The sequence below is a fragment of the Mycolicibacterium chubuense genome, from assembly GCF_001044255.1.
Taxonomy (GTDB): Bacteria; Actinomycetota; Actinomycetes; order Mycobacteriales; family Mycobacteriaceae; genus Mycobacterium; species Mycobacterium chubuense.
Genome location: NZ_JYNX01000029.1, coordinates 11,741 through 32,519, shown reverse-complemented (window position 1 = coordinate 32,519; position 20,779 = coordinate 11,741). Strand labels below are relative to the sequence as shown.

The 20,779-nt window shown below is 69.8% G+C and carries 19 protein-coding genes; 10 read left to right on the top strand and 9 right to left on the bottom strand.

The features are described 5' to 3' along the window. Positions 1–7: 7 nt before the first annotated feature. Positions 8–2,539, top strand: coding sequence for a glycogen/starch/alpha-glucan phosphorylase (locus MCHUDSM44219_RS08065; protein WP_236695398.1), 2,532 nt, complete (start codon positions 8–10; stop codon positions 2,537–2,539). A gap of 87 nt (positions 2,540–2,626) precedes the next feature. After that, on the top strand, positions 2,627–3,391 hold the full coding sequence (locus MCHUDSM44219_RS08060; RefSeq protein WP_048417718.1) for a TspO-related membrane protein: 765 nt from the start codon (positions 2,627–2,629) through the stop codon (positions 3,389–3,391). Here MCHUDSM44219_RS08060 and MCHUDSM44219_RS08055 read toward each other — a convergent pair. Then, positions 3,388–4,293 carry an endonuclease/exonuclease/phosphatase family protein gene (locus MCHUDSM44219_RS08055; RefSeq protein WP_082162106.1) on the bottom strand — a complete coding sequence of 302 codons (906 nt, stop codon included), beginning with the start codon at positions 4,291–4,293 and terminating at the stop codon, positions 3,388–3,390. The two genes, MCHUDSM44219_RS08060 and MCHUDSM44219_RS08055, sit on opposite strands and share 4 nt — an antisense overlap. After that, positions 4,290–4,745 carry a MarR family winged helix-turn-helix transcriptional regulator gene (locus MCHUDSM44219_RS08050; RefSeq protein ID WP_082162105.1) on the bottom strand — a complete coding sequence of 152 codons (456 nt, stop codon included), beginning with the start codon at positions 4,743–4,745 and terminating at the stop codon, positions 4,290–4,292. The genes MCHUDSM44219_RS08055 and MCHUDSM44219_RS08050 overlap by 4 nt, the downstream gene beginning before the upstream one ends. 65 nt (positions 4,746–4,810) lie before the next feature. On the opposite strand from MCHUDSM44219_RS08050, the gene MCHUDSM44219_RS08045 reads away from it, so the two are divergent. The 3 genes from MCHUDSM44219_RS08045 to MCHUDSM44219_RS08035 all read left to right on the top strand — a co-directional run bounded on the left by MCHUDSM44219_RS08045 (position 4,811) and on the right by MCHUDSM44219_RS08035 (position 8,031). After that, positions 4,811–6,022, top strand: a complete 1,212-nt coding sequence (locus MCHUDSM44219_RS08045) for a multidrug effflux MFS transporter (RefSeq protein WP_048417717.1) — start codon at positions 4,811–4,813, stop codon at positions 6,020–6,022. Positions 6,023–6,132: 110 nt separating this feature from the next. Next, the gene (locus MCHUDSM44219_RS08040; RefSeq protein WP_048417716.1) at positions 6,133–6,819 is read left to right on the top strand and encodes a phytanoyl-CoA dioxygenase family protein; all 687 of its coding nucleotides are present in this window, start codon (positions 6,133–6,135) and stop codon (positions 6,817–6,819) included. A gap of 165 nt (positions 6,820–6,984) precedes the next feature. Continuing rightward, positions 6,985–8,031 (top strand): esterase family protein, encoded by a 1,047-nt coding sequence (locus MCHUDSM44219_RS08035; RefSeq protein ID WP_048417715.1) that lies wholly within the window; start codon positions 6,985–6,987, stop codon positions 8,029–8,031. Here MCHUDSM44219_RS08035 and MCHUDSM44219_RS08030 read toward each other — a convergent pair. Genes MCHUDSM44219_RS08030 through MCHUDSM44219_RS08020 form a run of 3 tightly spaced genes read right to left on the bottom strand, consistent with a single transcriptional unit; the run spans position 8,028 to position 9,786 of the window. Beyond that, the gene (locus tag MCHUDSM44219_RS08030) at positions 8,028–8,876 is read right to left on the bottom strand and encodes a DUF4344 domain-containing metallopeptidase (RefSeq protein ID WP_048417714.1); all 849 of its coding nucleotides are present in this window, start codon (positions 8,874–8,876) and stop codon (positions 8,028–8,030) included. The two genes, MCHUDSM44219_RS08035 and MCHUDSM44219_RS08030, sit on opposite strands and share 4 nt — an antisense overlap. Before the next feature lie 36 nt (positions 8,877–8,912). Continuing rightward, on the bottom strand, positions 8,913–9,329 hold the full coding sequence (locus MCHUDSM44219_RS08025) for a pyridoxamine 5'-phosphate oxidase family protein (protein WP_172506320.1): 417 nt from the start codon (positions 9,327–9,329) through the stop codon (positions 8,913–8,915). 37 nt (positions 9,330–9,366) lie between these two features. Beyond that, complete coding sequence (locus MCHUDSM44219_RS08020) at positions 9,367–9,786, bottom strand: nitroreductase family deazaflavin-dependent oxidoreductase (RefSeq protein ID WP_082162108.1); 420 nt, start codon at positions 9,784–9,786, stop codon at positions 9,367–9,369. A 60-nt stretch (positions 9,787–9,846) separates the two neighbouring features. Here MCHUDSM44219_RS08020 and MCHUDSM44219_RS08015 point away from each other — a divergent pair, with 60 nt between their 5' ends. Together MCHUDSM44219_RS08015 and MCHUDSM44219_RS08010 are read left to right on the top strand one after the other, a co-directional pair. Then, the gene (locus MCHUDSM44219_RS08015) at positions 9,847–10,860 is read left to right on the top strand and encodes an acetamidase/formamidase family protein (RefSeq protein ID WP_048417737.1); all 1,014 of its coding nucleotides are present in this window, start codon (positions 9,847–9,849) and stop codon (positions 10,858–10,860) included. Positions 10,861–10,872: 12 nt separating this feature from the next. Continuing rightward, complete coding sequence (locus MCHUDSM44219_RS08010) at positions 10,873–11,634, top strand: SDR family NAD(P)-dependent oxidoreductase (protein ID WP_048417712.1); 762 nt, start codon at positions 10,873–10,875, stop codon at positions 11,632–11,634. A gap of 7 nt (positions 11,635–11,641) precedes the next feature. Here MCHUDSM44219_RS08010 and MCHUDSM44219_RS08005 read toward each other — a convergent pair whose 3' ends face one another. Further along, on the bottom strand, positions 11,642–12,238 hold the full coding sequence (locus MCHUDSM44219_RS08005; protein ID WP_048417711.1) for a TetR/AcrR family transcriptional regulator C-terminal domain-containing protein: 597 nt from the start codon (positions 12,236–12,238) through the stop codon (positions 11,642–11,644). Positions 12,239–12,310: 72 nt separating this feature from the next. Here MCHUDSM44219_RS08005 and MCHUDSM44219_RS08000 point away from each other — a divergent pair, with 72 nt between their 5' ends. Genes MCHUDSM44219_RS08000 through MCHUDSM44219_RS07990 form a run of 3 tightly spaced genes read left to right on the top strand, consistent with a single transcriptional unit; the run spans position 12,311 to position 16,283 of the window. Further along, positions 12,311–13,297 (top strand): nitrilase-related carbon-nitrogen hydrolase, encoded by a 987-nt coding sequence (locus tag MCHUDSM44219_RS08000; protein WP_048417710.1) that lies wholly within the window; start codon positions 12,311–12,313, stop codon positions 13,295–13,297. Next, positions 13,294–14,913: an amidohydrolase gene (locus MCHUDSM44219_RS07995; RefSeq protein WP_048417709.1), complete on the top strand. Its 1,620-nt coding sequence runs from the start codon at positions 13,294–13,296 to the stop codon at positions 14,911–14,913. The genes MCHUDSM44219_RS08000 and MCHUDSM44219_RS07995 overlap by 4 nt, the downstream gene beginning before the upstream one ends. Continuing rightward, positions 14,910–16,283, top strand: a complete 1,374-nt coding sequence (locus MCHUDSM44219_RS07990) for an APC family permease (protein ID WP_048417708.1) — start codon at positions 14,910–14,912, stop codon at positions 16,281–16,283. The genes MCHUDSM44219_RS07995 and MCHUDSM44219_RS07990 overlap by 4 nt, the downstream gene beginning before the upstream one ends. Here the strand turns inward: MCHUDSM44219_RS07990 and MCHUDSM44219_RS07985 are convergent. From MCHUDSM44219_RS07985 to MCHUDSM44219_RS07975, 3 genes are read right to left on the bottom strand one after another with little or no spacing between them, the layout of a single operon-like run. Beyond that, the gene (locus tag MCHUDSM44219_RS07985) at positions 16,254–17,072 is read right to left on the bottom strand and encodes a sulfurtransferase (protein ID WP_082162104.1); all 819 of its coding nucleotides are present in this window, start codon (positions 17,070–17,072) and stop codon (positions 16,254–16,256) included. The two genes, MCHUDSM44219_RS07990 and MCHUDSM44219_RS07985, sit on opposite strands and share 30 nt — an antisense overlap. After that, positions 17,069–20,164, bottom strand: a complete 3,096-nt coding sequence (locus MCHUDSM44219_RS07980; RefSeq protein WP_048417707.1) for a helicase HerA domain-containing protein — start codon at positions 20,162–20,164, stop codon at positions 17,069–17,071. The genes MCHUDSM44219_RS07985 and MCHUDSM44219_RS07980 overlap by 4 nt, the downstream gene beginning before the upstream one ends. After that, positions 20,164–20,778, bottom strand: a complete 615-nt coding sequence (locus tag MCHUDSM44219_RS07975) for a hypothetical protein (protein ID WP_048417706.1) — start codon at positions 20,776–20,778, stop codon at positions 20,164–20,166. Before MCHUDSM44219_RS07975 ends, MCHUDSM44219_RS07980 begins: the two co-directional genes overlap by 1 nt. Position 20,779: the final 1 nt, after the last annotated feature.

Genomic DNA, 20,779 nt, shown 5'->3' with positions numbered 1-20,779 from the left:
CGCCACAATGACGCCCGTGACCGACCTCGTGAACGCATCGTCCGGACAGTCCGCCCAGGTCAACGGCGCTCCGGCCGGTCCGACCGGGCAGACCCGGACCGGCATGACCGCCGACGCGCTGCGCGCGGCGGTGTCCGACCATCTGGTGTACTCGATCGCGCGCCCGCCGGCCGTGCTGGGGCCCGAGCACTACTACCGCGCGCTGGCGCTGGCCGTCCGCGACCGCATGCAGAAGCGCTGGATGGCGACCACGCAGGACTGGCTCGACCTGTCGGCGAAGGTCACCTGCTATCTGTCCGCGGAGTTCCTGATGGGCCCGCAGCTGGGCAACAACCTGCTCAACCTCGGCATCGAGGACGCCGCCCGGCAGGCGCTGGCCGACCTGGGCCAGGATCTCGACGAGATCCTGGACCGTGAAGGGGAGCCCGGCCTGGGCAACGGCGGCCTGGGCCGGCTGGCGGCCTGCTACCTGGATTCGCTGGCCACGCTGGAGCGGCCGTCGATCGGATACGGCATCCGGTACGAGTTCGGCATCTTCTCCCAGGAGATCGCCGAGGGCTGGCAGGTCGAGAAGACCGACAACTGGCTGGTGCACGGCAACCCGTGGGAGATCGACAAGCCGGATGCCAGCTACCTGGTGAACTGGGGCGGGCACACCGAGCAGTACACCGACGTCACGGGCAAGCTGCGGGTGCGCTGGGTGCCGCAGCGGGTCCTCAAGGGCGTCTCCTACGACACCCCGGTACAGGGCTACGGGGTGAACACCTGCAACACGCTGACGCTGTGGAGCGCGCGGGCGGTCGAGTCGTTCGCGCTCGATGCGTTCAACACCGGCGACTTCTACAAGGCCGTCGACGAGGAAGTCGTCTCCGAGACGGTGTCGAAGGTGCTCTACCCGAACGACGAACCCGAGGCCGGGAAGCGGCTGCGGCTGCTGCAGCAGTACTTCTTCGTGACGTGCTCGCTGCAGGACATCCTCAGCATCCATCTGCAGCGGGCGCAGCTGCCGCTGTCGGCGCTGCCGGACAAGTGGGCCATCCAGCTCAACGACACCCACCCCTCGATCGCGGTGGCCGAGCTGATGCGGCTGTTGATCGACGAGCATCAGCTGGGCTGGGACGAGGCGTGGGACCTCACCGTGCGCACGTTCGGCTACACGAACCACACGCTGCTGCCCGAAGCGCTGGAGACATGGCCGTTGCGCATCTTCGGCGAGGCGCTGCCGCGTCACCTCGAGCTGATCTACGAGATCAACGAACGCTTCCTGGCCGAGGTGCGGGCCCGCTTCCCCGACGACGCGGAGCGCATCGGGCGGATGTCGCTGATCGGCGAGGAGGGCGGCAAGAGCGTGCGGATGGCGCACCTGGCGACCGTGGGCAGCCACGCCGTCAACGGCGTCGCCGCGCTGCACTCGGAGTTGCTGAAATCCAGTGTGCTGAAGGACTTCTACGAGTTATGGCCGGAGCGCTTCGGCAACGTCACCAACGGGGTGACGCCGCGGCGGTTCCTCGCGCTGTCCAACCCGGGGCTGCGGGAGCTGCTCGACGAGTCGATCGGCCCCGGCTGGCTGACCGACCTGGTGCGGCTGCGGGGCCTCGAGTCGTTCGTCGACGATCCGGCGTTCCGAGCGAGGTGGCGGGAGGTCAAGCGCGCCAACAAGTCCCGGCTCGCCGAGTACGTCCATTCGACGACCGGCATCGAGCTCGACCCCACGTGGATGTTCGACGTGCAGGTTAAGCGGATCCACGAGTACAAGCGCCAGCATCTGATGGTGCTGCACATCGTGGCGCTCTACCACCGGCTCAAGACCAACCCGGGGCTGGCGATCCCGCCGCGGGCGTTCCTGTTCGGTGGCAAGGCCGCACCGGGCTACACCATGGCCAAGCGGATCATCAAGCTGATCACCGCCGTCGGCGCGACGGTCAACAACGACCCCGACGTCAACCGGTACATGAAAGTCGTGTTCCTGCCGAACTTCAACGTCAAGAACGCCCACCTGGTCTACCCGGCGGCCAACCTCTCCGAGCAGATCTCGACGGCCGGCAAGGAGGCTTCGGGCACCGGGAACATGAAGTTCATGATCAACGGCGCGCTGACGATCGGCACGCTCGACGGCGCGAACGTCGAGATCCGCCAGGAGGCCGGCGCGGAGAACTTCTTCCTGTTCGGGTTGACCGAGGACCAGGTCGAGGCTGTGAAGGCCGAGGGGTACCGGCCGCAGAGCTTCGTCGAACGCGATCCGGAACTGGCCGCGGTGCTCGAACTCATCGCCGCGGGCACCTTCACCCATGGCGACACCGAGGTGCTGCGCCCGGTCGTCGACAATCTGATCCACCACGACCCGTTCCTGGTGCTCGCCGACTACCGCTCGTACGTCGACCGTCAGGCCGAGGTGTCGCGGGTGTGGCTCGACGACGACGTCTGGTCGCGGATGTCAATCCGCAACACCGCCCGCAGCGGCAAGTTCAGCTCGGACCGCGCGATCCGCGAGTACTGCGACGAGATCTGGGGCGTCGGCCCGATGTCGGTCGATCTATAGCGATTTCGGTGTAGTTGGTCACGCCCAGGTTGACCTACTACGCCGAAATCGCGCCAATCCGGACGGCCGCGCGCACCGAATCCCTCGGTGACCACAGCTCCAACGACGAACTCCCCCTCGGTGCGGCCGTGGCGCCGCGTGCTGGTCGTGCTGGCCGTGAGCCAGTTGATCGCGCCGCTGGTGGTCAGTGCGCTGGCCGGCGACTTCCTGCGCTCGGGCGCCACCAATGAGGCTCTGATCACGCCGGCCGGCTACGCATTCGCGCTGTGGAGCGTGATCACGCTGCTGTGCGCGGCGACGGCGCTGGCGGTGTGGCGGTTCGGGTTGGGGTCGTCGTGGGAGACCAGCCTGCTGATCGACGCTTCGGTGGTGTTCGTCGGGTTCAGCGTCTGGCTCGCGGTGGCCGCGCAGAACTGGCTGTGGGTCACCGTGGTGGTGTTCGCCGTGATGGTCGGTGCGCTGGCCCACATCATGCTGCTGCTGGTGCGCCGCCGCGGCGATCTGTCCTGCCCGCCGTGGCTGGCCACGCTCGCGACCGTCACGTTCGGCCTCTATCTGGGGTGGTCGTCGATCGCGGTGTTCGCCAATATCGCTGCCGCACTGATCGATTCCGGCGTGTCGCCGGACGCCGCGATGTGGCAGGGGGTGGTGCTGGTCGCGGCGGCGGCCTTCGCGGTGCTGCTGACGGTGACGCTGCGCGGGACGGTGGGGTATGCGGCCGGGGTGCTGTGGGCGCTGGTGGCGATCACGGTCGGCGCGGCCGGGCGCAACAGCGTGGCGCTCGCGGTCACGGCGGCAGTGGCCGCGCTGGTGGTCGTCGCCGCAACGGCGTGGGCCCGGCGCGTGTCCTAACGCGCGAACCATCGCCGACGGCCGGGATGGTCGTCGGCCGGCTTGACGGCGGCCGGCTTGACGGCGGCCGGTACAGCCTCGAGTCGGCACAGCACCCCGAAGTGATCCGATGGGAAGATCCTCGGCAGCGACGGTGCGATCGGGGCGCGGCCGAGCAGTCCGATGTCGACGGGGTTCCATGCCGGCCCCTTGAGCAGCACCCGATCGAATCTGACGTGGCGGTGCTTGTTCTTCATGTCGTAGCGCATGTGGTTGATCGAGGTGTCCTCGGTGAATCCCGGGTCGTCCGGCCGCAGGTGCGGCCACACATCTCGATAGCGCGGGTCCAGGGCGGGGCTCTCGTCGTCGCGAATATTGAAGTCGCCCAGTATCACGACATCGCCGTCGTCGCCGAATGCGCGCCACAGACGCGACATCTGGCGAGCTCGCAGCTCTCGCGCCGTCTTTCCGCTCTCGAGGTGGACGGACACGATCATCAGATCGCGTCCGTTCACGGTGAACTCACCCGTCAGGTACCCGCGCGACAGGCGGCTGGGCAACCGTGTGTAGGTGCAGCGGCGCACGGGGAGCCGGGAGAGCATGAGCATGCCGTAGTTGTGGTCGCCGATCACCGCGGCGCGACGATAGCCCGCCCGTATCCACGGCTGCGCCAGGAACACCTCGAGCGCCGGGCGGGTCACCTCTTGGAAGACCATGACGTCCGGGGCCTCCCGGGAGAGCAGCTCGCCGATCGCGCGATGGCGCTGCTCGCGGTGGAGCTCGTTGAACCAGATGTTGAACGTCGCCACCGTCAGCTGGTGGCATGCGGCCGATCCGTGGTCGTCCAGATCGCGCCACCGATCGGTGTCCGCGTCGTAGCGCCCGACCGGGACGGTGATGCGCCTGCGGCGGAACGGGTTCATCGCGCGCCCGCGTCGAGTCCGCTTTCCAGCGCACGCAACAGAGACAGCGCTGCGGCGATGTCGTACTCCTGCCCCGACGCATCGAGCGCATCACCGACTAGCCGCGCCCAGATGGCGCGCAGGCGCGCCAGGTTCTCCTCGGCGAGCCTTGTCGAGCGCAACACGACCTGTCGGCTGTCGCCGGGGTCGGCCGACCGGCGCACCAGTCCTTTGGCCTCGAGGTCGCGCAGTGCGCGGCTGAGGTTGCTGCGTTGTAGCCCCGTTCCGTCAGCGACGGTGCCCGCGCTGACGTCGGGGTGGTGGTCGATGAAGCGCAGCACCGTCACCTCGGTGGCCGACAGTTCGACGACCTCCGGGTCGGCGGCGGCCTGCGACCTGACCGCGCGCGCCACGGCCATGACGACGTCGGCGAGGTCCGCGAGTTGCTCGGCGCGGGGCGGGCGGGCTTGCACGATCCCACCCTACCTGATAGTTATGTATTGATAACTATTTGTTGATAACCATCTTGGGAGACTCCATGACCGCCAGCGTCGACACGACGGCGCGCCGGGACTCAGCGCCGCAGATCACCCTGCGGCTGCTCGTCACCCTGGCGCTGTTGTCGGCCGTCGCGCCGTTCGCCACCGACCTCTATCTGCCCGCGTTTCCGCAGATGGTCGACGACCTGCACACCTCTGCGACCAGCGTGCAGCTAACGCTGACCGCGTTCCTGCTCGGTCTGGCGGCCGGTCAGCTGGTGTTCGGTCCGCTCTCGGATCGCTACGGGCGGGTCAGGCCGTTGGTCATCGGCGCCGTGGTGTGCGTGCTCGCCAGCGTGGTCGCCGTCCTCGCCCCCACCATCGAGGTGCTGGTCGCCGCCCGGCTCGCGCAGGGCCTCACCGGTGCGGCGGGCATGGTGATCGGCCGCGCCATCATCTCCGACCTCGCGACCGGCCGGGCCGCGGCGCGCGCGTTCAGCCTGATGATGATCGTCGGCGGCATCGCCCCGATCGCGGCGCCGCTGGCGGGCGGCTTCCTGGTGCAGCCGCTGGGGTGGCGCGGTGCGCTCGCGGTGATCCTGGCGCTCGTCGTCGCCATGCTCGTCGCCGCGCTCGTGGTGATCCGCGAGACCCATACCGAGGAACGTCGCGCCGCGCTGCGCGCCGACAAGGCCACCAAGGGCTCGCCGCTGCGGGACCTGACCCGGCGCGCCTACCTCGGCCATCTGGTGGCGTTCGGATTCGCGTTCGCGGTGATGATGGCCTACATCTCGGCGTCGCCGTTCGTCTACCAGACCATGATGGGCCTCAGCTCCGCGCAGTACGGAGCAATGTTCGGCGTCAACGCTTTCGGGCTGCTGCTGATGAGCGCGACGAGCGCTCGCCTCACCGCGCGTGTCGAGCCGCGCCGACTGGCCGGCGCCGGCCTCGTCCTCATCCTGGCGGCCGGCATCGCAGTGCTGACGCTCGCGGCCGCCGGCGTTCCTGCGGGCTGGCTCGCGCTCCCGCTGTTCTTCGCGGTCGCGGGCATGGGCCTGATCTTCGGCAACACCACCGCGCTGGCGCTGTCGGCCGCGCCCCGGGCCGCGGGCACCGCGTCGGCTCTGCTCGGTGCCACGCAGTTCGGGCTCGCGGCCGTGGTGTCGCCGCTGGTCGGTCTCGCTGGAGAGCACACCGCGACACCGCTGGGCATCGTGATGGTGTGCGCCGCGGCGATGGCCGGCCTCGGCTTCCTCACCGCCCGCCCCTGACCCGCCGAAACTGTATTCCACGCGCCGAAATCCGCGAAAACGCCGCGTGGAATACAGTTTCGGCAGAAAAGCATTCGCACGTCGCCCCATCGCTGTGCGACGCTCGCGGCGTGGTCGATCTCGACTTCTTCGACACCCACGGCTACCTCAGGCTCGAGCAGGCCGCACCCCGCGCTGTCGCCGACGCGGCCCGCGAGCGTCTGTGGCCGCACCTCGGCGTCTCGCGGGATCCCGCGACGTGGACCCGACCGGTGATGTGGACCGCCGACCTGACCGGTGAGGGCCCGTTCGGCGAGCTCGCCCGCAGCCCGGTACTGGCCGACGCACTCGACGCCATCTGCGGCGAGGACGGCTGGCTGCCCCGCGGCGCGCTCGGCAACATCCCGGTCCGGTTTCCGGTGCAGCCTCCCGCTGACGACCGCGGCTGGCACATCGACCTCAACACCCCGGGTGAGGACGGCGTCTGGTTCGTGACGAACCGCCCGCAGACACTGCTGGTGCTGACATTGCTGTCGGAGGTGACGATCGATGACGCGCCGACGCGGATCCGGGCCGGGTCGCACCGCGACACCGCCCGAGTGCTCGGCGACGAGCCCCTGGGCGCCGTGGAGGCGGGAGCACTCGTCGACGCGGCCAGCGCGTCGCGGCCGGTGCATCACGCCACCGGCGCACCCGGCGACATGTTCGTCCTGCATCCGTTCACCGTGCATGCCGCCGACGAACACCGCGGCAGCACACCACGATTCATGGCGCAGGCGCCGGTGATACTGACCCGTCCGCTCATTCTCCGCCCCTGACCCGCCGAAACTGTATTCCACGCGCCGAAATCCGCGACAACGCCGCACGGAATACAGTTTCGGCGGAGGTCGTCCGCTCACTGCCTGACAACAGGTCGATAACAACCCGGTCACCGCCCGCGCGGCCCGCGGGCGGCGGTGCGGGCCGGGGATAGGTTCGCGCGCGTGGCCTCACTGGGACAGCGCGTCCGTCGCTTCGTCGTCGCGGCGCTGCTCGCCGTCACCGCACTGACCATCGCCCCGCACCCGCAGGCGCACGCGTTCTCCCGCGAGGGGTTGCCGATCGAGCAGCTCGACGTGCCGTCGCCGTCGATGGGTCGCACCATCCGCGTCGAATTCCAGGGCGGTGGGCCGCATTCGGTGCTGCTGCTCGACGGGTTACGCGCGCAGGACGACTTCAACGGCTGGGACATCAACACCTCCGCGTTCGAGTGGTTCTACCAGTCCGGCGTGTCGGTGATCATGCCCGTCGGCGGCCAGTCCAGCTTCTACGCCGACTGGTACCGGCCTGCCAAGAACAACAACGGGACGCTGACCTACAAGTGGGAGACGTTCCTGACCAACGAGCTGCCGACCTGGCTGGCCGCCAACCGCGGGCAGGATCCGTTCGGCAATGCCGTTGTCGGGCTGTCGATGTCGGGCAGCGCAGCGTTGACGATGGCGGCCTACTATCCGCGCCAGTACAAGTTCGCCGCGTCGCTGTCGGGGTATCTGGCTCCGTCGCAGAAGTTCTGGCCACCGCTGATCGACATCGCCATGCAGGACGCCGGCGGCTTCGATTCGTACGACATGTGGGGTCCGTCCGGCTCGCCGGCCTGGCTGCGCGCCGATCCGATGCTCAACATCAACCGGCTCGTCGCCAACCGGACCGCGTTGTGGATCTACTGCGGCAACGGCATCGCCTCGGACCTCGACACCGGCACCGATCTGGGCATCAACCTCAGCGCCGGTTCCCTGGAGACGATCACCATCGCGACCAACAAGGAGTTTCGCGACAAGTACCTGGCGGCGGGCGGGCGCAATGCGATCTTCAACTTCCCGCCCAACGGCACGCACAGCTGGGGGTACTGGGGTGCGCAGCTGCAGGCGATGAAGCCCGACATCGTGCGGCTCCTTGCTCCCCCGCCGCCACCGCCTCCGCCCGTGATGCCGCCGCCCGGGACGCCGCCGCCCCCGCCCGCAGCGCCGCCCGCGCCGGCGCCGCCGCGCTAGCTCCGGAAGTAGGGGTCGAGCAGCGTCGACCACGCCTTGTCGAGCTGCGCCCACTCGTCGGCGCATCCGTCCGCGCGGTCCTCGGGCAGCTGACCGTCACCGACCATGTCGCCGTTGGCCTCCGGGTCGGACCCGTAGATCCAGCACTCCAGGTTGTAGACGCGCTGCTTGTCCAGCGAGTGCACGTCGGCCATGTCGTCGTCGGTGACGTCGGCGTTGCCCGAGGCGTTGAACACCCGCGCGAAGTCCTTCACCGACTGCACCGACTCGGGGTCGGCTTTGCCGTCGTCGCCGGGTGTCAGCAGGATGTAGGCGGCCAGCTGGTCGGCCACGTCCTCCTCCCGCCCGGTGACCGGCAGGTCGTACAGGGTCACCGCCATGTGCCCGACCTCGTGGAAGAACGTCGCCCATTCGGCGTTGATCGCACTCGCCGCCGGGTCGGGATCGCCTGCCTCGGTGAAGATCCGCTCACTGTTGGCGGCGTCCTCGTAGCAGATCGTGACGGTCTTTGCGGTCGGGTCCCAGAACGCGTTGGCTTCGTCGCACTGCACTCCGAGCAGCGAGACGTCGTAGGGCAGTGCGAGCGTCTGGTTGACGTCGTCGGCCATGTCCTCGAGCACCTGGTTGTTCTGCAGCAGGTCACGGCCCGCCATCGCGTCGGGCGTCGTCGCGTCCTCGTAGCTGACGGTCATCGACCCTTCCGGCCCGCCGTCACCGGCGTTGTCCACCGTGGGAGCCGGGGCGGCCGACGGCGCCGGCGACGACGACTCACCAGGCGACGGCGCGTTCCCGCAACCTGCCGTCAGCAGTCCGATCACCGATAACGCCGCCACCAGCACACGCATGGTGGACACCGTCGCAGATTCGCCGGTGCCGCGGGGTCACTTCGAGTAATCGGCGCTCAGCCAGCGTTGCGGACGCATACGGATGACGAGCGACGTCGGCGTCAGGTTCTCATCGGTGAACTGGTGACCGGCCTCCTCGCCGAGATAGCGCACCGCGAGGGCACGTACCTCGGTGTCCTCGGCTTGCCCGATGCCGGTGACGTCGCCTTCGGCGGTGACGTAACGGTAGGGCGGCTGCTCGTCCTGCACGGTCAGCGAGAAGCGGCCCGCATCGCGAATCAGCTTGTGTTTCACCGAATCTGTCTCGGTCCACAGCAGTACGTCGCCGCCGGGCCGATAGCCGTACCAGATCGGCACCGCCAGCGGCGCCCGGCCGGGCCGTTCGACCGCCACGACGCCGACGTGCACGTCGGCCAGATACTGTTCACGCTCGGTGCTGGTCATCGTCGCCATGGTCGTGCCAACGGCTGCGACGGCCGTCACATTCCCGTCAGTCGGCGGGCACCAGTTCGAAGATCGGGATGACGCGGTCGGTGCGCTGCTCGTAGTCGCCGAAGCCCGGCGCCTGCTCGACGACCCGCCGGTAGATGCGGTCCCGTTCCTCGCGCGGCAGCTCGCGGGCGGTCACGGGCCGCGGCGGATCCGAGCCGATCTCCACCACAGCCTCGGGATGGGCCCGAATGTTGAACGCCCACGCGGGGTCTCGATCCCGGCCCGCCGCGGAGCCGACGACGTAGATCGCCCCGTCGAAATCGAAGTAGGCGATCGGGTTGATCCGTTGCTCGCCGCTCTTGGCGCCGGTCGAGGTCAACAGCAGCAGCGGGAAGCCCTCGAACTGGCCACCCACCTTCCCGCCGTTGGCCCGGAACTCGTCGATGTTGCGCTGGTTGAAGTCGCGCTCTTCACCCATCTGGTCGGCCACATCCTCATGCTATGGCGGCATGCGCTCCGCCGGACGAGGATGGCGGTCATGGATCACGTCACGTTCATCCCGACGACCGACCAGATGGCCTACACGTTCGGCGGCGCGGCCCCCGTCCTGCGGATCACGCCGCCGACGGTGCTGACGCTGTGGACCGAGGACGCGTACGGCGGCCGCATCACCAGCTCCGCCGATGTCGCGACCACGGCGCTCGACACCGAGGATCTCAACCCGCAGACCGGCCCGTTCTGGATCGAGGGCGCCGAGCCCGGCGACACCCTGGTCGTCCACCTGGTCGACCTGACGCCCGCGCGCACCTGGGGGGCGTCCACGCTGATCCCGTTCTTCGGCGGGCTCACCAGCGTGCCGGTCAGCCCGACGCTGCAGGATCCACTGCCCGAACGCACCTACATCTACGAATACGACTCCGCCACCGACACCGTCGCGTTCTCCGCGCACGGCAGCGACTTCGAGCTCGCACTGCCCGCCAACCCGATGCTGGGCACCGTCGGCGTCGCACCCGCGCACCGTGAGGTGCGGACCTCGCTGGTGCCCGACGTGTTCGGCGGCAACATGGACACCCCGGAGATGACCGCGGGGGCGACCTGTTATCTACGGGTCAACGTGCCCGGCGCACTGTTCTCCCTCGGTGACGGGCACTACCGGCAGGGTGAGGGCGAGTCATGCGGCACCGCGGTCGAGGGCGCGATGAACGTGACCGCGATCGTCGGGCTGGTCAAGGGCGGCGGCCCGGCGTGGCCGCGGCTGGAGACCGACACGCATCTGATGTGTGTGGGGTCGGGCCGCCCACTGGAGGAGGCATGGCGCGCTGCGCAGGTGGAGATGATCACCTGGCTCGGCGAGCTCTACGGGCTCGACCGTCTGGACGCCTACCAGCTACTGAGCCAGATCTCGCTCGCACCGATCGCCAACGTGGTCGACACGAACTACAGTTCGGTCACCAAGATCGACAAGCGACTGCTGCCAGTGGCTCCCGCGTTCGGTGGCATTCACGACGAGATGCGTTGGTCTGCACAGTCTTTCGGTACCATCACCTACTAGAGAGGGACTCGTATGGATCTCGGCCTGACGGGGAAGCGCTTCGCGGTCACCGGCGGAACCCGTGGCATCGGCCGTGCCGTCGTGGAGGGTCTGCTCGCCGAGGGCGCCACTGTCGCCTACTGTGCGCGCACGCCCGAGGCGGTCGCCGACTCGCAGAAGGAGCTGGAAGCCGACGGCGCGAGTGCGCAGGGTTCGGTGGTGGACGTCGGGGATGCGGCGGCGCTGACCGCGTGGGTGCAGGCCACGGCCGAGGCCTTCGGCGGCCTCGACGGCGTGGTCGCGAACGTCAGCGCGCTGGCGATCCCGGAGTCGACGGAGAACTGGCGGGCCTCGTTCGAGGTCGACCTGATGGGCACGATCGGGCTCGTCGACGCGGCGCTGCCGCATCTGATGGCGTCGAAAGCCGGTTCGATCGTGACGATTTCGAGTGTGTCAGGCCGCGAGGTCGATTTCGCGGCAGGCCCGTACGGGACGATGAAGGCCGCGATCATCCACTACACGCAGGGGATGGCGCACAAGCTGGCCGCCCAAGGCGTGCGCGCCAACACCGTCAGCCCCGGCAACACCTACTTCCCCGGCGGGGTGTGGCCGACGATCGAGGCCGAGAACCCCGCGTTGTTCGCCGAGGCACTGGCGCTGAACCCGACCGGCCGGATGGCCACCCCGCAGGAGATCGCCAACGCCGTGGTGTTCCTGAGCAGTGCCGCAGCGAGTTTCATCACCGGAGCCAACCTCGTGGTCGATGGCGCGCTGACCCGCGGCGTGCAGTTCTAGCGACGCGTCACGCCAGCCCCCGCAGCAGCACCGCCAGGCCCCACTCGAAGGCGTCGTCGGCGCGCTGCGGTTTGGGCGACCCGGTCTCGAGTGCGGCAGCGAGTTCCGGGCCGACTTCGGGCCGGGCGCGCCACGGCTGGTCGGGGGCGGCGACGTCGAGCGCGGCCCCCAGCACGAAGGAGTCCATCAGCGTGATCGCCCTCAGCGTGTCGGCCGGATCGAAACCTGCCCGCGTGAGCGTGGTCGCCAGTGCGTTGTACATCGTCATCGCCTGCGGGCTGTTGACGGCGTACTCGGTCAGCAGCGGGATCAGTTGCGGGTACCGGGCGAAGCTGCGCCGGTAGGACCGCAGGATGTCGGCGACCACGTCGCGCCACGGCCGGGCCGGGTCGTCGGCCGGGAGTTCGACCTCCGACATCGCTCTCTCGCGCAGCAATTCGACGACGTCGTCGCGGCCGGCGACATGGTTGTAGAGCGAGGACGGCTGCACCTTCAGCTTGCGCGCGACCCCGGCGATGGTGAACCCGCCGGTGGCGACCACCAGGTCCAGCGCGGCCTCGGCGATCCGGTCGGTCGACAGCAGCGGCGTGCGGGGTCGGCCCACGGAAACCTCTCCTCTTGCGCGGTTCGGTGACTCAGTTCACAATAAACGAACTTCATTCGTTTTAGGAGCGTGATGATCACTCTGACCGCCCCGGCCGCGCCGCCGCTGACCCGTTCGACCCCGTCGGACCGGCCGCCGCTGCGCGTCGGGCTCGTGCAGCACCGCTGGCGTGACGACGCCGCGGACCTCGCCAAGACCCTGCGCTCGGGCATCGACCAGGCCGCCGCCGAAGGCGCCGCCGTGGTGTTCTTGCCCGAGATCACGTTGCTGCGCTACCCCGCCGACCGTCCCGGCGGCGACGACGCGGCCGCGCTGACCGAGGACCTCGAGACCGGCCCGACGTTCACGCTGGCGGCCGAGGCCGCCACGGCCAACGGCATCTTCGTGCACGCCTCCCTCTACGAGCGCGCGCCCGACGCCGACGGGCTGGGCTTCAACACCGCGATCCTGGTCTCGCCGGACGGCGCCCTGGTCGGCCGCACCCGCAAGCTGCACATCCCGATCTCGGCGGGTTACTACGAGGACACCTACTTCCGGCCCGGCCCCGGTCCGGACGCCGACCCGTATCCGGTCTACGCACCCGAGGGTCTGGGCGCCCGCCTCGGCATGCCCACCTGCTGGGACGAGTGGTTCCCCGAAGTGGCGCGCAACTATTCGCTCGCCGGCGCCGAGATCGTGGTGTATCCGACCGCCATCGGCTCCGAGCCGGTCTTCCCCGACTTCGACACCCGGCCACTGTGGCAGCACGTCATCGTCGGCAACGGCATCAACAGCGGGCTGTTCATGGTGGTACCCAACCGCACCGGCGACGAGGGTGCCCTGAACTTCTACGGGTCGTCGTTCATCTCCGATCCGTACGGCCGCGTGCTGGTGCAGGCCCCCCGCGACGAGGAGGCGGTGCTGGTGGCCGATCTCGACCTGGATCAGCGGCGCGACTGGCTGGAACTGTTCCCGTTCCTGCTCACCCGCCGGCCCGACACCTATGCCGCACTCACCGAACCCGTGGACACGCAACGGCCTTACGGCGCCGGGCACGAGGCGACGGCGGTGGTCAAGTGAGCGCGACGCTGTTCACCGGCGGCGTGGTGTGGACCGGCGACACGGACACCGACGCTGTGCTGGTCGTCGACGGCGTGGTCACCGCACTCGGTGACGACGCGAGAACGCAAGGGGCGCAGGCGGAGACAGTCGATCTGGCCGGCGGGTTCCTGATGCCGTCGTTCGGCGACGGGCATGCCCACCCGCTCTACGGCGGTCTGGAGGCGGTCGGCCCGGCGGTGCGGCCGTGCACCTCGGTCGACGAGATCGTCCTCGCCGTCAAGCAGTACGCCGAGGAACACCCGGACGAGGAATGGATCGTCGGCGCCTCCTACGACGGCAGCCTGGCTCCCGGCGGATTGTTCGACGCGCGCTGGCTCGACGCCGCGGTGCCGGACCGCCCGGTGGTGCTGCGGGCGTGGGACTACCACACGGTGTGGTGCAACACGGCGGCGCTGGAGCGGGCCGGCATCACCGCCGACACCCCCGACCCAGTGCTCGGCGAGATTCCGCGACGCGACGACGGATCCGTGCTCGGCACGCTGCGGGAGTGGGGCGCCACCGATCTCGTGATGGCGGTGATGCCGCCGCGCGACGAGCAGGTGCGGATCGCGGCACTCGACACGGCCGCCGACTACTACCTCGCCCGCGGCGTGACGTGGGTGCAGGACGCGTGGGTGGAGCCCGCCGACGTGGCGACCTACGTCGAGGCGGCCCGCCGGGGTGCGCTGCGGATGCGGTTCAACCTCGCGCTCTACGCCGATCCGCGCCACTTCGACAGCCAGGTCACCCATTTCGACGAGCAGCGGCGCGCCGTCGCCGACGCCGCCAACCCGCTGCTCACCGCGAACACCGTCAAGTTCTTCGCCGACGGGGTCGTCGAGAACGAGACCGGTGCGTTGCTGCAGCCGTACTGCTCGGGCCTGCACAGGCACGGCATGCGCAACTGGGAGGGTGACTCGCTCGCCGAGGCGGCGCGCCAGGTCGACGATCTCGGTCTGCAGATCCACATCCACGCGATCGGCGACGCCGCGGTGCGCCAGGCCCTCGACGCGATCGAACACGTCGTCCGGGTGAACGGCCCGCGGGACCGCCGGCCGGTGATCGCGCACTGCCAGCTGATCGACGACGCCGATCTGGCCCGGTTCGCCGCGCTGGGCGTCATCCCGAACATGCAGCCGCTGTGGGCACAGCTCGACGCGTTGATGACCGTGCTGACGGTCCCACGGCTGGGCGTCGAGCGTGCGGACAAGCAGTACCCGATCCGCACCCTGGACACCTCCGGCGCACCGCTGGGTTTCGGCTCCGACTGGCCGGTGTCCTCGGGCGCCCCGCTGGACGGCATCGCGGTCGCGACGTCGCGGCGCACCTCCGACGGTGAGCCCGACGGCGGCTGGACGCCCCACGAGATCCTGCCCATCGAGCGGGCGTTGTCCGCATATACCGCCGGGGTCGCGAATCAGGCGTTCGCCGATAACGATTGGGGTGTTCTCACCCCCGGGGCGAGCGCCGACCTGATATGGCTGGATCGCGACCCGCGGGCCACGGCGCCACTGGACCTCCCGGCAGTGGCGATCCGCGCCACCTACCTACGCGGCGCACCGGCCTACCGGGCCGAGAACGGAGCTGACTCATGACCGCCGAATACATCACCGGTCCGCACGAGGGCCACCTGAAACGCGCGCTGGGACTTCCGTCGCTGGTGCTGTTCGGTCTGGTGTACATGGTGCCGCTGACGGTGTTCACCACCTACGGCATCGTCACCGAGACCTCCGGCGGTCGACTCCCGCTGGCGTACATCGTCACGCTGATCACGATGGTGTTCACCGCGCTGTCGTACGCCCGGATGTCGGCGGCGATCCCGGTCGCCGGCTCGGCCTACACCTACACGCAGCGGACGTTCGGCGCGCCCGTCGGCTTCCTGGCCGGCTGGTCGCTGCTGCTCGACTACCTGTTCCTGCCGATGCTCAACTATCTGGTGATCGGGTTGTACCTGAATGCGGCGCTGCCCGCGCTGCCCGCGTGGGCCATCGTGATCGCGTCGATCGCCATCGTCACCGTGCTCAACATCGTCGGCATCGTGTCGGTGGCGCGGGCCAACTTCCTCATCATCGCGATCCAGGCCATCTTCATCGTGGTGTTCGTCGTCCTGGCGGTGTCCAAGACCACCGGCTACGGCACCGTCGACCTGATGTCACCGTTCACCGGGGACGGCACCGCGGGCGGGATGAGCCCCATCCTGGCCGGCGCGGCGATCCTGTGTCTGTCGTTCCTCGGCTTCGACGCGGTGTCCACCCTCTCCGAAGAGGCCCGCGACGCCAAGCGCACGGTGCCGCAGGCGATCATGATCGCGACCATCGTCTCCGGCATCATCTTCATCCTGCTGTCGTACATCTCGCAGCTGGTGTTCCCGTCGAACCAGTTCGCCGACGTCGACACCGGGTCGACCGACGTGATGCTCGCCGCGGGCGGGTCGTTCGTCAACACGTTCTTCACCGCGGCGTACGTCGCCGGTGCGCTCGGGTCGGCACTGACGTCGCAGGCGTCGGTGGCCCGCATCCTGTTCGCGATGGGCCGCGACGGCATCCTGCCGCGCAAGGTGTTCGGGCACGTGTCGGCGAAGTTCAGCACCCCGGTGTACGCCATCCTCACGGTCAGCGTGATCTCGCTGGCGGCCATCTGGATCGACCTGGCGATCCTGGCCTCGGTCGTCAGTTTCGGTGCGCTGGTGGCATTCTCGGTGGTGAACCTGTCGGTGATCAAGCACTACTTCGTCGACATGCGGGAGCGCAACATCCTGCTCAACGTGATCGCGCCGGCGATCGGCTTCCTGCTCACCGCGTGGCTGTGGACCAGCCTGTCCGGAACGGCGCTCACGATCGGATTGATCTGGCTGGCCATCGGCTTCGTCTGGTTGCTGGTGGTCACCCGCGGCTTCCGGCGCCCCACCCCGGTGCTCGACCTGGAGGAGACCGGCTCACTCGCCGAGAGCGACCGGGCGCGCTGACTCCCCGCTCCACTGCGACCACGACCCGGGGAACAGCGCCGCGTCCACCCCGACCGACGCCAGCGCCGCGATGACGACCGACGCGGTGACGCCCGACCCGCAGTAGACCGCGGGCGCCGGCCCGGCGCCGTCGAACAACCGGGTCAGGTCGTCGTGATCCAGGAGGGTGCCGTCGCCGCGCAGCAGGCTGGTGCTCGGTACGTTGCGCGCACCGGGGATGTGGCCGGCCACCGGGTCGACGGGTTCGGTGTCGCCGCGAAACCGCTCGGGCGCCCGGGCGTCGATCAGCACCGGAGCATCGGCCGCCTCGTCCGCGGTGACGGCCTTGCGCGCGCCGGCGTACAGGTCGTCGAACGCCACCGTCACGTCCCCGGGCTCGGGAACCACAGCGCCGGAGTGCAATTCACCGGTCCACCCCGCCAGCCCGCCGTCGAGGATCCGCACGTCGGGGATGCCGGCTGCGGTCAGCACCCACCAGGCACGCGCCGAACCGGCCCGGTTCCAGTCGTCGTAGACCACCACCGGCACCCCGGTCCGCACCCCCCAGCGGCGGGCGGCGGCCTGCACCGCGGATCCGGACGGCAACGGGTGTCGGCCGCGGCCGGTCACGCTGTGGTCGGAGAGTTCGTCGTCGAGGGACACGTACACCGCGCCGGGCAGATGACCGCGCTCGAAGGCGGCGCTGCCATCGGGCTCGGCCAGCGACCACCGCACGTCGAGCACCGTGACGGGCTCCCCGCGCTCGAGCATTCCGGACAGTTCGCCGGCCGTGACGAACACGCGGTTCACTGCTGCACCGCCAGCGCCAGCACCTCGTCGGCCGACGGCGGGCTCGACGGATGGAACGACAGGCACCACGGCTCGACGACGCGGTGGAACGCCTCGCCCTCGGTCGCGACGTAGAAGTTGCCGACCCGCAGGCGGCTGATGTCGTCGACCAGACCGCCTTTCGCGCGAGCCATCTCGCGGGCCGTCTCGATCTGGGCGGGCGCGTTGAGCAGGCCGTAGAACTGGGTCGCGGCGTTGCCGGGGATGTTCAGGTTGAGCCCCTTGGGCGCCTGGGTGGCGAACACCAGTCCGAGCCCGTACTTGCGGGCCTGCGACGACAGCGCCAACGTGCTGCGTGTACACGCGGTGAAACCCCTTGAGGGAGCGAAGTTCTGCGCCTCGTCCATCACCAGTAGCCCACCCAGTGGCCGATCGCCGGCGGGGTTTCGTTTGATCCAGGCGAACAGCGCCATCTGCAGCTGGTTGACGAAGCTCTGCCGCTGCTCGTCCGATGGCAGGCCGATCATGCTGATCACCGACACCCGCGCCCGATAGCCCTCGGACGGGGTGAGCAGCACGCCGGGGTCGACGGGCGTGCCGGCGCCGCCGAACAGCGGATCGTTGACCATCGCCGCCCGCAGGTTCTGCGACAGGTCCTCGGCGATCTGACGCGCCCCGGCCATGTTGCTGATGTCCTCAGGCAGGTCGGCGAGCAGCCGGACGAACCCGGCCAGCGTCGGCTCATCCGTTCTGCCGTAGTGCTGCAACGCTTCTCGCAGCACGGCACGAGCACGGGTGGCCTTCTGCGTCTTGCCGGTGATCAGCGCCTGCGGTTCGAGCGCCGAGCAGGCGGCCTCGACCGCCTCGAAGAACTCGTCGTGATCGTCGACGACGCTGCCGAAGTCGGGCAGCGGCTGGAACGCCAGCGGGCGGCCGCTGGTGCGCCGCGGGGTCCACACCGTCACCTCGGTGTTGCGCAGGTACTCCTCGGCGCGGGTGTCGTCGGCGCGCTGCCAGCCCTCGGGTTTCTGCGGCCACGCCGTGCCCAGCCGGGACAGGTCGTTGTTCGGGTCGAGCACGATCGCGGACACCCCGCGCAGTGCGCACTCCTCGACGAGCCGGCGGATCAGCACGGTCTTGCCCGAGCCGGATCCGGCGAAGATCGCGACGTGTTTGCGCAGCGCCGCAAGCGGAATCGAGACCGGATCCCCGCTGTGCAGGTCGCGGCCCAGGGGCACCTCGGTGTCGGGGACGTCGACGACGGGAGCGTCGTCCACGGGCTCGGGCTCGGGTTCAGACTCCGGCTCGGTCGCCTCCTCGACCGTGCCGTCGCCCAGGGTGTCGGCCAGCAGCGCCATCCGGTGGGCCGGACGGCGCGCCCGCAGCCAGCTCGCCAACTGCGGATCGTCCTCGGCAAACAGGTCACGCAGCGCCGCCATCGTGCGGATGTCGTCTTCGGTGAGCGGCACGGTCCGCCCGCCCCAGGCGTGGAACGCCGCGAGCTCCTCGGCGGTCTTCTTTCCGGTCGGCCACGGCGCATTGCGCAGCAGGAACAGCTGCCTGCGGCCCGAACCGGATCCGAATCCCGCTGCGGTGACTGCTTTTCGGACGCGGCTGAGCGCGGCGCTGGGATGGGTCGCCGCGACCGCGCGGAAGGCCCAGTGCCGTTCGTCCTCGGTCGCGCTGTCCAGCGTCTCGCGCAGCCGGGCGTGCAGCGTGACGTGCGTGCCGGGCGGCGGGTCGCAGACGAACGTCTGCTCGCCGTCGCGTTCGGCGATCCAGGCGGTGAGCGCCGCGCTGAGCAGTTCGGGCACCGTCACGTCCTCGCCGTCCGGTGCGACCGCCGCCATGGGCACCGCGCGCCGCCGGTACTCGGCGAAGCGCCGGTCCAGCGCCGACGACACGGGCGCCGTCTCGTCGTCGGTGTCCCTGTCCCACAGGGTTTCATCGGCGCGCAGGTGACCCAGCTCGACGACGTCGCCGTGTCTGAGGCATTCCCGCACGTGGGTGTCGGCGCGGATCAGCAGTTGCCGCGGCGTGTACGACGGCGCCTCCTCGAAGGCTTCCGGTGCGATCGGCCAGCTCGGGTAGGGCGGGGTGAAACCGACCGAGCCATAGCTCCCGGCGAATCGGCGCTCCAGGATGGCCCGGCCGATGTCGGCGGTCGGCAGCGGCGTGAGCACGCCGGTGACCCGGAAGCGGTCCCGCACACTGGCGGTCGCGTTGTCCTCGACGTGCTTCCACACCGTCGGCAGGCACGCGACCACCGGCACCGTGCGGCGCATCGTCTGGCGCACCGCCATCAGGCCGTGCGCGACCTGCTCGAGCACGATGTCCCCGTCGCCGTTGCCGGCCACCGATTGAGCGATCAGCGTGTCGATCTGGTCGACGGCCAGCACTGACGGCCCGGCCAGCGCGACCAGCCGGGCCAGGTCGCGCACGCACTCCTGCGCCGACGCCGGCGCCGCCCGCAACCCCCAGGGCCCGCGCTCCTCGGCGGTGAACTCCTCACTGCCCTGCAGGAAGCCCTCGCCGATGTCGTGGGCCAGGAAGTCGTTGGAGGCCACCAGCACCAGGGCGCGCAGAACCTGATGACATTGCCGCACAGTCTCTTTCGCGGTCTTCGACAGGGCCATGATGAAGCGGTACAGCGTCTCGGCGTCCAGGTCGTCGTCGCCGATGATCGCCCGGCGGTCGGCGCGCGACACGTGCGCGAGCGAGGACAGGTCCCACAGGACGTCTTTGAGCTGCGTCTCGTGCCGGCGGCCCGGCCGGCCGAGGCTCTCCAGGATGCCGCTGCGCACCGACTCCCAGAAGCTGGCCGCGTCGAGCAGCTCGACGACGAAGAAGTAACCGCCCCCGTCCTGCACGCGTTCGCGGATCTGCCCCAGCAGGTGCGTCTTGCCCGATCCCGCCGGCCCGCGGATCACCACACCGAGCGGCGTGGACGCCTCATCGCGCAGGGCGTCGCCGAAGGCCGCCATCACGTCGTCGACGGCGGCCTCGTTGAGCCCGCTGACGTGGGTGGCCGCCTGCGGGCGCCACAGGTCGTCGCTCGTCGGCGCCCACGTCAGCCGCAGCGAGGCCAGGGCGTCGCGCTGCGCGGTGTCCATCACGCGTCGATCGCGATCAGGTGCTTGGGCCGGTCACCGATCACGACCGCCGCAGCGCGGTCCTCGTCGGTCAGGGTCTTCTGGTTCTCCTCCGGGATCACGCTCACCCCCGGCGTGCGGTGCAACGCCACCAGAGCGGCGTCGACGGCGTCGCGCGGCGCGTCGAGTTCGGCGCGCAGCCGGCGCAGCGGCACCCAGCCGCCGGGGCGCGGCGCCAGCTCGGTGTACACCGCGCGGATGCGGTCCTCGACGCTGACCGGGGTGGCTTCACCGAAGAGGTCGGCCAGACTCAGGTCGGCGGCCCGCAGATAGCGGCCCAGCCCGGCGAGCACGGTCTGCAGCGCCTTCGCCGGGCCGGTGGCCCGCGGCGGCGGCGCTGCATCGATGAGCTCACGGCACATTCGCCAGCCGCGGTCGGTGAGCTCGTGGACGAAGCGGCTGCCCACCCGCTCGGAGGAGATCAGGCCCAGCCGATTGAGCTTGTCGCGGCCGGGTTTGTCCAGCGCCGGGCCGAGTGCGGCCAGCTCCGGGTTGGGCACGGGCCCTGCCTGGGCCATCAGCACCAGCAGCACCGCGCGTTCCGTTCCTGTCAGCTCCCCCGCCGTCGCAGTCACT

Excerpts from the sequence above, each read along its gene's own strand:
- MCHUDSM44219_RS08065 (WP_236695398.1), top strand. The coding sequence starts at position 8 with ATGACGCCCGTGACCGACCTCGTGAACGCATCGTCCGGACAGTCCGCC.
- MCHUDSM44219_RS08055 (WP_082162106.1), bottom strand. The coding sequence starts at position 4,293 with ATGAACCCGTTCCGCCGCAGGCGCATCACCGTCCCGGTCGGGCGCTAC.
- MCHUDSM44219_RS08045 (WP_048417717.1), top strand. The coding sequence starts at position 4,811 with ATGACCGCCAGCGTCGACACGACGGCGCGCCGGGACTCAGCGCCGCAG.
- MCHUDSM44219_RS08030 (WP_048417714.1), bottom strand. The coding sequence starts at position 8,876 with ATGCGTGTGCTGGTGGCGGCGTTATCGGTGATCGGACTGCTGACGGCA.
- MCHUDSM44219_RS08025 (WP_172506320.1), bottom strand. The coding sequence starts at position 9,329 with ATGGCGACGATGACCAGCACCGAGCGTGAACAGTATCTGGCCGACGTG.
- MCHUDSM44219_RS08020 (WP_082162108.1), bottom strand. The coding sequence starts at position 9,786 with ATGGGTGAAGAGCGCGACTTCAACCAGCGCAACATCGACGAGTTCCGG.
- MCHUDSM44219_RS08015 (WP_048417737.1), top strand. The coding sequence starts at position 9,847 with ATGGATCACGTCACGTTCATCCCGACGACCGACCAGATGGCCTACACG.
- MCHUDSM44219_RS08010 (WP_048417712.1), top strand. The coding sequence starts at position 10,873 with ATGGATCTCGGCCTGACGGGGAAGCGCTTCGCGGTCACCGGCGGAACC.
- MCHUDSM44219_RS08000 (WP_048417710.1), top strand. The coding sequence starts at position 12,311 with ATGATCACTCTGACCGCCCCGGCCGCGCCGCCGCTGACCCGTTCGACC.
- MCHUDSM44219_RS07990 (WP_048417708.1), top strand. The coding sequence starts at position 14,910 with ATGACCGCCGAATACATCACCGGTCCGCACGAGGGCCACCTGAAACGC.
- MCHUDSM44219_RS07980 (WP_048417707.1), bottom strand. The coding sequence starts at position 20,164 with ATGGACACCGCGCAGCGCGACGCCCTGGCCTCGCTGCGGCTGACGTGG.